Below are 9,404 nucleotides of genomic sequence, written 5' to 3' on the forward strand. Positions count from 1 at the left end.
GATAGGATAAAGAAAAGTATTAAAAAGTGAAAAGGCGGGAAGCGAATGGGTACATATGAAAAGATGATAGAGGTTGTGAAGAATTGGGATCCGTTTCAAATGGGACCGGAGTTTTATGAAACAGAAGCGAGCGATGTTGTGAACGTCATAAGTGTGTTTGACGATCCAAAATACATCGCAAAGAAGATTCAACATATATACTTTATGTCTTTTGAGGAAGTACCTGCGCTTGAAAAATGTGAGAAATTAGCTATGGAATTACTTGTAATAAAAGAAGGTGGAAGCTGTTCATTATAGGCTGTCGGAATTTCCGACAGCCTTTTTTATATTATCCCGCTATTTTCCGGGCAGTAAGACCCCGACCTCAAAATTCAGCGGAAGCAAAGAAGTTAGGTGGGGACTGATTAAAGTTTCATTTTATTGCGCGGAAAAAGCGATAATTTCTTCATAAACATGTTCAGGCTTTTCTTCAGGTAGTAAATGTCCTGTATTTTCATAAGAAATAAATTTTGAATTCGGCAAATCTTTGTGTAGACGATGACCTACATGTACAGGGACGACGCGGTCTTTTTCACCCCAAATGAGTAGGATAGGTGTTTCGATTTTTTGTAATTCAGTTGAAGATAAGTCACCTTCACGGTCTCGTATCATGCGAGTTAAAGCGGGAAATATACGGTTGTCATAAAAAGGAGCGGAGTAACCTTTTTTCATTTCATCGTCAATTAATGAGTGATCATGAACGACATTCATTAAGTTATGAACAATGCCGCGCCGTATAATCCAGTTCTTTACGTATAAATGAAAGAACGGTAAATAAGAAGAGTATAGTAAAGGTAAGGTTGCGCGCGCTAAATAGCTCGAGCTACATAGTAAAATCGTCTTTGAAATGAGTTCAGGACGTATACGGTTTACATAGAGAGAAATTTGCCCACCCATAGAATGCCCAACTAATACAATGTTTGAGAGAGATAAATGTTCAATTAAATCAATAATAATCGTTGCTAAATTGTGATAAGAATACTTAAACAGATGAGACTTATCACTTTTTCCGAACGGTGGTAAATCAAGAGCAATGACTGTTCCTTCCTTCGCTAGTAAAGGAATGAGACGGCGGTAACTGAATGAGGAAGATAAAAAGCCGTGAACGAGTACGAAAGTAGGGCGTTCTGTTTTATTATCATGTTCATACAATTCGTAATGAACAGTAGTGCCGCGAGTGGAAAAAGTGAAATAAGGACAAGTATATTTATGATTCATTTTTTGTCACTCCATTGATTTTTGTTCATATCATCTCCAAGGAAGAAGAAAATATGTTAACAAAAAAAGGCAAGATGACGATGTCATCTTGCCTTTCGTTTATTCAGTATTACCCGCGCACAATATTAGGCGGTGTTTTTCCTTGTAATCCTGCAACTAAATTTTCAGCGGCGGTCATGGCCATTTGCTGACGAGTTTTTAATGTTGCAGATCCGATGTGCGGTAAAGTGACAGCATTTTGTAATGATAAGAGTGGGTTATCTTTTTGAATTGGCTCTTGTGTAAAAGTATCGATGCCTGCTGCAAAGATTTTCTTTTCTGTTAAAGCATGGATTAACGCTTCTTCATCTACTGTTTTCCCCCGAGAAGCATTAATGAAGATTGCTGTTTCTTTCATTAATGAAAATTCCTTTTCTCCGATAAGGTGATATGTTTCATCTGTTAATGGAGTAAGAAGAACAATAAAGTCAGACTGCTTCAGTAGCGTCTGTAAATCACAATATGTAGCATCGAATTTTTGTTCAGCTTCTTCTTTACGACGGCGGTTATAGTAAAGAACATTCATATCAAATCCGAATTTTGCTCGTTTTGCAACGGCTTCTCCAATTCGGCCCATACCGATAATACCAATTGTGCTATGGTGTACATCTAGTCCGAAGTGTTCTTTTCCGATTTCAGCGTTCCATTCACCATTTTTTACGTAAGAATCGAGTTCGCAAACGCGGCGCCCAGCTGATAGCATAAGGGCGAAAACGAGATCAGCTACTGTATCATCTAATACGTATGGTGTATTCGTTCCGATAACCTTTCGATTTTTCATCGCTTGTAAATCAAAATTATCGTAACCAACAGAAATGTTGCTCACTACTTTTAAGTTAGGAGCCACTGTCAGTAATTCTTCATTAATAGCAGATCCGAAATTTAATAACCCATCTTTATCTTGTATTTTCTCTAATAGAACATCACGAGGTACTTTCTCATTTTGATCCCATTTTTCATAATCACAGTGTTCTGATAAATAGTTTTCTACAAATGTCGGAACTGGTTCAGCAATATAAATTTTTGGTTTCACGGTTCCATCCCCTTTCGCTTTATCACGCATTTTTCCGCTGATTAAAGTTTCACTTTATTTTGACATAATTCAATAGAAAAATCTTCTTTTCAAACTGGAAAGGGTATTTGTATAATTTAGACACAAACGAAAAGGAAGGATGATTTATATGGTGACAGAAAAAGAATTAGAATTATTAGCTTGTCTTGAAAAGAGTAGTCGATTATCTGTAGATACATTAGCGAAGCTGTTAAATATAGAAGTAGAAGAAGTAAAGAAGATGGTTGCGAGATTAGAAAATGAAAAGATTATTGTGGATTATGTAACACATATCGATTGGACGAAAGTGAAAGAACATACAGGTTTAACGGCAATGATCGATGTGAAAGTTACGCCAAAGCACGGCGTTGGGTTTGATGCGGTTGCTGAGCAAATTTATCGTTATTCAGAAGTGAAATCCGTTTATTTAATGTCAGGGACATATGATCTTTCTATTACATTAGAAGGAAAAACGATGGGGGAAGTAGCGATGTTTGTTTCTGAGAAATTAGCAACAATTGAATCTGTCGTTTCTACAACTACTCATTTCATTTTGAAGAAGTATAAACATGAGGGTGTTATTTATGAAAAAGACGATGATGATAAGCGAATTGTGGTGACACCATGAAGCAATTTGAACTATCTAGATCAGCAGAATCTTTAAAACCATCTGGTATTCGAAAATTTTTTGATTTAGCAGCAAATATGAAAGGTGTTATTTCCCTCGGGGTAGGAGAGCCGGATTTTGTTACCCCTTGGAATGTAAGGCAAGCATGTATTCGTTCTTTGGAACAAGGGTATACGTCATATACAGCAAATGCAGGATTATTGGAGCTCCGTCAAGAAATAGCAAAGTATCTAAAAAAACAATTTGCAGTATCTTATGATCCAAGTGATGAAATCATTGTTACAGTTGGAGCGAGCCAGGCGTTAGATGTAGCGATGCGTGCCATTATAAATCCTGATGATGAAGTGCTCATTGTTGAACCAAGCTTCGTTTCTTATGCACCACTTGTGACATTAGCTGGAGGAGTTCCGGTTCCTGTGGAGACTAAGCTAGAAAACGAGTTTAAAGTACAACCAGAACAAATTGAAGCAGCTATTACAGCGAAAACAAAGGCGATTTTACTTTGTTCACCAAATAACCCGACAGGTGCAATGCTAAATAAATTCGAGCTTGAAGAAATAGCAGTGATTGTTGAGAAGTACAATCTAATTGTATTATCTGATGAAATTTATGCAGAGCTTGTATACGACGAAGCATATACAAGTTTCGCGAGTATTAAAAATATGCGCGAGCATACGATTTTAATTTCAGGATTTTCAAAAGGATTTGCGATGACAGGATGGCGTCTCGGTATGATTGCAGCTCCTGTTCAGTTTTCAGAATTGATGCTCAAAATCCACCAATATTCCATGATGTGTGCACCGACGATGTCTCAGTTCGCAGCACTTGAAGCGTTACGTGCGGGGAATGATGAAGTAATTCGGATGAGAGATAGTTATAAGAAGCGTCGTAATTTTATGACGACATCTTTCAATGAAATGGGCTTAACGTGTCATGTGCCGGGCGGAGCATTTTATGTTTTCCCTTCTATATCTTCAACAGGATTATCTTCAGCGGAATTTGCAGAACAGTTATTGCTGGAAGAAAAAGTAGCTGTTGTCCCTGGTAGCGTATTTGGCGAAAGTGGTGAAGGGTTTATTCGTTGTTCTTATGCGACGTCGCTTGAACAACTTATGGAAGCAATGAAGAGAATGGAACGGTTTGTTGAAAATAAAAAAAGGACAAAACGTAATACGTTTTGTCCATAAAAGGGGGGGAATACTAGAAAGCCATGTGTTAGTAGTCTATCCCAATATTGGAGAATTATACTTCTTTCAGGGAAATTTTTCATGAATTTTGAATGAGTTCTGTCATAGTGGTATAATTTACTAATATAAGGTATGCGCATTCTAGATATTGTTATCTAGAATGCGTACTAACCAATCGGATATTTAAAATAAATATATCTGCTTTGCTCTCTATAATTGTAGAGAGAATGGTAAACGTATGGGAGTGTTTCATATGTCAGAACAATATACAACAGGAGTGGTTGTAACAGGGAAAGTGACTGGAATTCAAGATTACGGTGCGTTTGTAGCGTTAGATGCAGAAACACAAGGACTTGTGCATATATCTGAAATTACAAATGGATATGTAAAGGATATTCATGACTTTTTGAAGGTCGGCGATACAGTAGAAGTAAAGGTACTTTCAGTTGATGAAGAGCACAGAAAAATGAGTTTATCGTTAAAAGCGGCGAAAAGAAAACAAGGAAGGATTCTTATACCGAACCCATCTGAAAACGGATTTAATACGCTGCGAGAAAAGTTGGCAGAATGGATTGAAGAGTCAGAGTTAACAAAGTAAAAGAGGAACGCATATGAGCGTTCCTCTTTTACTTTATCTTATGATATATATTTGCAAATATGATTGCATGCAATCATATTCGTATGTCGGAGGTGAAAGGACATACTGATTATCGAATTTCGTTTGTTTCTGGGTGCTTACCAAGATTTTCAGATGGTTTAAACAGTAAACCAAGGTTGATAAGCCCAGATATACCAACGATGCCGTAAATAATACGTGCAAGAGCTGAATTTTGTCCACCGAAAATGGCTGCTACTAAGTCAAACTGGAAAAATCCGATTAGTCCCCAGTTCACAGCGCCAATTACAGTAAAGACTAATGCAATACGTTGTAAAGTACTCATGAAAAAGCCCCCCTTAATTGTGAAGCATGAGCAAGCGATGAGTTAATTAACTCTTTTATAGAATGGGGTAGTTATGTTGTTTTTATACATAAAAAATGTTCGAAAGAGGATGTATATACATCTATACCGAAAAATGCGAATTTTTATGCAAAAAATGAACATTTTCTAAAAAATATATATTGGTTACGTTTACAATTGCCTAATCGCTTGATTTACAACTTCAGTTTCGCTAAAGTGAATACAGAAATACATATCCATAATTGGAGGGAAAAAGATGAGTACACATGTAACGTTCGACTATTCTAAAGCGTTATCCTTCATCGGTGAACATGAAATCACTTATTTACGTGATGCAGTGAAAGTAACACATCACGCAATCCACGAAAAAACTGGAGCTGGGAACGATTTCCTTGGGTGGGTAGACCTTCCGCTTCAATATGACAAAGAAGAATTCGCTCGCATTCAAAAGTGCGCAGAAAAAATTAAAAATGACTCTGACATTTTACTTGTTGTAGGTATTGGTGGTTCTTACCTAGGAGCACGCGCAGCAATCGAAATGTTAAACCATTCTTTCTACAACACGCTTTCTAAAGAACAACGTAAAACTCCACAAGTGCTATTTGTTGGACAAAACATTAGCTCCACTTACATGAAAGATTTAATGGACGTATTAGAAGGTAAAGACTTCTCTATTAACGTTATTTCCAAATCAGGTACAACAACAGAGCCAGCACTAGCATTCCGTATCTTCCGTAAGTTATTAGAAGAAAAATATGGAAAAGAAGAAGCGCGCAAACGTATTTATGCAACGACAGATAAAGCGCGTGGCGCATTAAAAACATTGGCTGATAACGAAGGTTACGAAACATTCGTTATTCCAGATGATGTTGGAGGACGTTTCTCTGTATTAACGCCAGTTGGTTTATTACCAATCGCAGTAAGTGGCTTAAATATTGAAGAGATGATGAAAGGTGCAGCTGCTGGTCGTGAGGACTTCGGTACATCAGAACTAGAAGAAAACCCAGCTTACCAATATGCAGTAGTTCGTAATGCTTTATACAATAAAGGAAAAACAATTGAAATGCTTGTTAACTATGAGCCAGCACTTCAATACTTCGCTGAGTGGTGGAAACAGTTATTTGGTGAAAGTGAAGGAAAAGATCAAAAAGGTATTTTCCCATCTTCAGCAAACTTCTCAACTGACTTACACTCATTAGGTCAATATGTTCAAGAAGGTCGTCGTGACTTATTTGAAACAGTTCTAAAAGTAGGTAAACCTACACATGAACTAACAATCGAATCAGAAGAAAACGATTTAGATGGATTAAACTACCTTGCTGGTGAAACTGTAGACTTCGTAAACACGAAAGCATACGAAGGTACATTACTTGCACATAGCGATGGCGGAGTACCAAACTTAATCGTAAATATTCCTGAATTAAATGAGTATACATTCGGTTACCTTGTATACTTCTTCGAAAAAGCATGTGCGATGAGCGGCTACTTATTAGGCGTAAATCCATTTGACCAACCGGGAGTAGAAGCATACAAGAAAAACATGTTTGCTTTACTTGGTAAACCAGGATTTGAAGAATTAAAAGCAGAATTAGAAGAGCGTTTAAAATAATAAAAAGCGGCCGGAATCCGGCCGCTTTTTATTATTTCATCGAAAAGTCCATCAGTATATTCAAACTAGAGTGGGTATGCTAAAGAAAAAGTCTAGGAGGGATGGACTTGGTTCCGATTCAATCAAATTTAGAAGGACGTACATATGCGTTATATAAGTTAGAAGAGATTATGAAACCACTTGGATATAGTATTGGTGGTAATTGGGATTATGATAAAGGATGCTTCGATTACAAAATCGATGAAGAAGATGGCTATCAATTTTTACGAGTGCCATTTACAGCGGTTGATGGAGAACTAGATGTACCAGGCGTAATAGTTCGTCTTGGAACGCCGTATATTCTTTCGCACATATATCAAGACGAACTAGATGATCATGTAAATACTTTAACCGCTGGAACGAGTGGGATGGATCAATTTGCTGAACCGAAAGATCCAGATGGAGATGTGAAAAGAAAATATATCAATATTGGGAAAGTGCTCATGCAAGAATTAGAGCGTCATTTTACTAATGGTGAATAACAATGAGTATGTCGCTTTCAATGAGAACAAAGGAATGAACTGGATTAATCATATATTGTTCGTCGCGCCTTATACCTAGTAAGAGAATGTTTTGCTTTAAAAGAGTATAGCTACAATTGGCAAAAGTTTGTCCGGTGCAGGACGATGGAAGCTGCATCAGTTGTAATTTATTATCAGAGATCTCATCGTAAAGTGAAAATAGTACACCTGAAATAGAAGGGAATAAAAGAGAAGCGGTAAATACATAGCTCGTTAATTTATTTCCTTCTATAATTTCTGACGCGCCAGCTCTCGTTGCATTTTGTATTTGTTCAGAAGTAAGAAGTTCAGCGATGCAATGAATGTTTGGATTAAGTCCTTTTGCAGTTAAAATATTTAAAATGGACTGTGTATCCGCTAAGCTTTCGTTTTTTTCTTTATCAGCTGTTATTAATATGGTGTGTGCCGTTGCAATATTAGCCTTTAATAAAGTTTGATCGTGATGCGGACAACCTTTTATAAATTCTAAATGATGGAATGGTTTTGGGAGTAAAGAAAGTGTTTCATCAATTAAAACGATATCAAGGTTTGGTTGTAATACGTGCATTTGTTTTACAACATGTTTTGCCCGTTCGTTCCAGCCGACAATAATCATATGACCGTTAGAAGTCGCGGCTTCTTCTCCTTTAACTTTCATATATTGTTTATTAATCATATCAGTGGCGAATAGAACCATATAATAAGAACAAAAACCAGTTCCAAATAAAATAATACCCATACCGATAAGTTTGCCGATTAGTGTATGCGGGGCAAAGTCACCATAGCCAACAGTGAAAATTGTAACGATTGACCACCAAATTCCATCAAACCATGTGGTAAAGTGAGATGGTTCTAATCTATGTATAAGAAAGCCGGAAAAAGCGGTAAGTATAATAATAAAACAAATTAAACGAAAAATAATGGAATCACGAAATGCATCTACTAATTTTGGACGGGATTTCAATTGCCAATTCCTCCTTACTTTGTAGGACTACATTCATTGTTGCCATTATAGAAAAAAGAAAAACTCTCTAATTAAAGAGAGTTTGTTTTATGTTACATACTTTCCACTTCAGTTTGTTGGACACTTTCAAGATGCTGGAGAGCATAGTAAACATCAGCAGTATGTCTTTTTTGATCAATGGACAGTTTAAGATGTAAATAGTGAGAACCGTTTTCTAATGTTTTAAGCTTCATATTCTTAACTTTTATATCCATTTCTTTTATTTCTTCAATTACGATTGGGATATTGTCCATATTTCGTACAACAAGTTTCACAGCGATATCACGTTGACGAAATGATCTAGGGCCTACATATTTCATCGCGAGTGGTATAAGTTCGACACTAATCATAAGGAAACACATTCCGAATATCGCTTCAATATAGAATCCGGCCCCAACAGCAATACCAATACCAGAAGCACCCCAGATCATAGCGGCAGTCGTGAGCCCTGCAATGCTATCGTTGCCTCTTCTTAAAATTACGCCAGCACCTAAAAAACCAATTCCTGATACAATTTGAGCGGCAAGTCGAAGTGGATCCATATTCATATGATCGGTATGTGGTAAGTTATAAGCTGCTTTAATAGAAACAATCGTTAGGAGGCAACTAATAATAGAAATAACTAAACACGTTTTTAAACCAAGTGGTTTCCGTTTTAATTCGCGTTCTAAACCAATGGCAAATCCTAAAATAGCCGAGAGACCTAGTTTGATTAATAAATCGGTATAGTCCATATATATTCCTCCTTGTATGATATGCTATATGAATAAAACGTTTATTATAGAAAGAAACGTCTTTTGATAGAGTAACTTTATATAAAATATATGTAGGAATTGCTCATACATGAAAGAGATATTTCGTTTAAGTATATGATATAAAAAAAGAAATGTGGGCAGTTTTAAAAAAAGTTTATAAAAGGTGTTGCATTTCATTTTTCACCATGATATATTAATAACCGTCGCTGATGCGGAAACGCAGAAAACGACAAAAAAGAAATTGAAAAACTTAGTTGACATCGAAAAACGAAGATGTTAACATAAGGAAGTCGCAAATGAGCGACCAAGTAGTTCTTTGAAAACTGAACGAAACAAACAACGTGAAACGTCAATTTTTATTTTAGATGCTAGACAAA

11 protein-coding genes are annotated in these 9,404 nt (G+C 36.5%); 6 read left to right on the plus strand and 5 right to left on the minus strand.

Going from position 1 to position 9,404, the window contains the following annotated elements; all coding sequences use genetic code 11:
• Positions 1-45: 45 nt before the first annotated feature.
• Positions 46-297, plus strand: coding sequence for a YugE family protein (locus MR136_RS27805; RefSeq protein ID WP_000537638.1), 252 nt, complete (start codon positions 46-48; stop codon positions 295-297).
• A 120-nt stretch (positions 298-417) separates the two neighbouring features.
• Here the strand turns inward: MR136_RS27805 and MR136_RS27810 are convergent, their stop codons facing one another.
• Both MR136_RS27810 and MR136_RS27815 read right to left on the minus strand, forming a co-directional pair.
• Positions 418-1,257 carry an alpha/beta fold hydrolase gene (locus MR136_RS27810; protein WP_001015860.1) on the minus strand — a complete coding sequence of 280 codons (840 nt, stop codon included), beginning with the start codon at positions 1,255-1,257 and terminating at the stop codon, positions 418-420.
• Positions 1,258-1,366: 109 nt separating this feature from the next.
• A complete protein-coding gene (locus MR136_RS27815; RefSeq protein WP_017674493.1) occupies positions 1,367-2,359 on the minus strand; it encodes a 2-hydroxyacid dehydrogenase in 993 nt (330 codons plus the stop codon).
• A 118-nt stretch (positions 2,360-2,477) separates the two neighbouring features.
• Between MR136_RS27815 and MR136_RS27820 the strand changes: the two genes are divergently transcribed.
• The 3 genes from MR136_RS27820 (at position 2,478) to yugI (ending at position 4,760) form a co-directional block, all read left to right on the plus strand.
• Positions 2,478-2,975, plus strand: coding sequence for an Lrp/AsnC family transcriptional regulator (locus tag MR136_RS27820; RefSeq protein WP_000255696.1), 498 nt, complete (start codon positions 2,478-2,480; stop codon positions 2,973-2,975).
• Positions 2,972-4,162: an aminotransferase gene (locus MR136_RS27825; protein ID WP_000808536.1), complete on the plus strand. Its 1,191-nt coding sequence runs from the start codon at positions 2,972-2,974 to the stop codon at positions 4,160-4,162. The genes MR136_RS27820 and MR136_RS27825 overlap by 4 nt, the downstream gene beginning before the upstream one ends.
• Before the next feature lie 253 nt (positions 4,163-4,415).
• On the plus strand, positions 4,416-4,760 hold the full coding sequence (yugI, locus tag MR136_RS27830; RefSeq protein WP_000003771.1) for a S1 domain-containing post-transcriptional regulator GSP13: 345 nt from the start codon (positions 4,416-4,418) through the stop codon (positions 4,758-4,760).
• 109 nt (positions 4,761-4,869) lie between these two features.
• On the opposite strand, the gene MR136_RS27835 is transcribed toward yugI, so the two are convergent.
• Positions 4,870-5,103 carry a DUF378 domain-containing protein gene (locus MR136_RS27835; RefSeq protein WP_000105786.1) on the minus strand — a complete coding sequence of 78 codons (234 nt, stop codon included), beginning with the start codon at positions 5,101-5,103 and terminating at the stop codon, positions 4,870-4,872.
• Between the two features lie 274 nt (positions 5,104-5,377).
• Here MR136_RS27835 and MR136_RS27840 point away from each other — a divergent pair, with 274 nt between their 5' ends.
• Together MR136_RS27840 and MR136_RS27845 are read left to right on the plus strand one after the other, a co-directional pair.
• Positions 5,378-6,730, plus strand: a complete 1,353-nt coding sequence (locus MR136_RS27840; protein ID WP_000103660.1) for a glucose-6-phosphate isomerase — start codon at positions 5,378-5,380, stop codon at positions 6,728-6,730.
• Between the two features lie 107 nt (positions 6,731-6,837).
• A complete protein-coding gene (locus MR136_RS27845; RefSeq protein ID WP_000248944.1) occupies positions 6,838-7,251 on the plus strand; it encodes a YugN-like family protein in 414 nt (137 codons plus the stop codon).
• Here MR136_RS27845 and MR136_RS27850 read toward each other — a convergent pair.
• The gene (locus MR136_RS27850; protein WP_000842309.1) at positions 7,238-8,233 is read right to left on the minus strand and encodes a potassium channel family protein; all 996 of its coding nucleotides are present in this window, start codon (positions 8,231-8,233) and stop codon (positions 7,238-7,240) included. The genes MR136_RS27845 and MR136_RS27850 overlap by 14 nt on opposite strands.
• A 92-nt stretch (positions 8,234-8,325) precedes the next feature.
• On the minus strand, positions 8,326-9,006 hold the full coding sequence (locus MR136_RS27855) for an MgtC/SapB family protein (protein WP_000386676.1): 681 nt from the start codon (positions 9,004-9,006) through the stop codon (positions 8,326-8,328).
• Between the last annotated feature and the right edge of the window lie 398 nt (positions 9,007-9,404).

Source organism: Bacillus cereus group sp. BfR-BA-01311 (assembly GCF_022664295.1).
GTDB classification, from domain to species: domain Bacteria; phylum Bacillota; class Bacilli; order Bacillales; family Bacillaceae_G; genus Bacillus_A; species Bacillus_A cereus.

What these genes read in the sequence shown, in the direction of transcription:
- yugI (WP_000003771.1), top strand. Translation starts at nt 4,416, where the DNA reads ATGTCAGAACAATATACAACAGGAGTGGTTGTAACAGGGAAAGTGACT.
- MR136_RS27825 (WP_000808536.1), top strand. Translation starts at nt 2,972, where the DNA reads ATGAAGCAATTTGAACTATCTAGATCAGCAGAATCTTTAAAACCATCT.
- MR136_RS27810 (WP_001015860.1), bottom strand. Translation starts at nt 1,257, where the DNA reads ATGAATCATAAATATACTTGTCCTTATTTCACTTTTTCCACTCGCGGC.
- MR136_RS27820 (WP_000255696.1), top strand. Translation starts at nt 2,478, where the DNA reads ATGGTGACAGAAAAAGAATTAGAATTATTAGCTTGTCTTGAAAAGAGT.
- MR136_RS27855 (WP_000386676.1), bottom strand. Translation starts at nt 9,006, where the DNA reads ATGGACTATACCGATTTATTAATCAAACTAGGTCTCTCGGCTATTTTA.
- MR136_RS27835 (WP_000105786.1), bottom strand. Translation starts at nt 5,103, where the DNA reads ATGAGTACTTTACAACGTATTGCATTAGTCTTTACTGTAATTGGCGCT.
- MR136_RS27840 (WP_000103660.1), top strand. Translation starts at nt 5,378, where the DNA reads ATGAGTACACATGTAACGTTCGACTATTCTAAAGCGTTATCCTTCATC.
- MR136_RS27805 (WP_000537638.1), top strand. Translation starts at nt 46, where the DNA reads ATGGGTACATATGAAAAGATGATAGAGGTTGTGAAGAATTGGGATCCG.
- MR136_RS27815 (WP_017674493.1), bottom strand. Translation starts at nt 2,359, where the DNA reads ATGCGTGATAAAGCGAAAGGGGATGGAACCGTGAAACCAAAAATTTAT.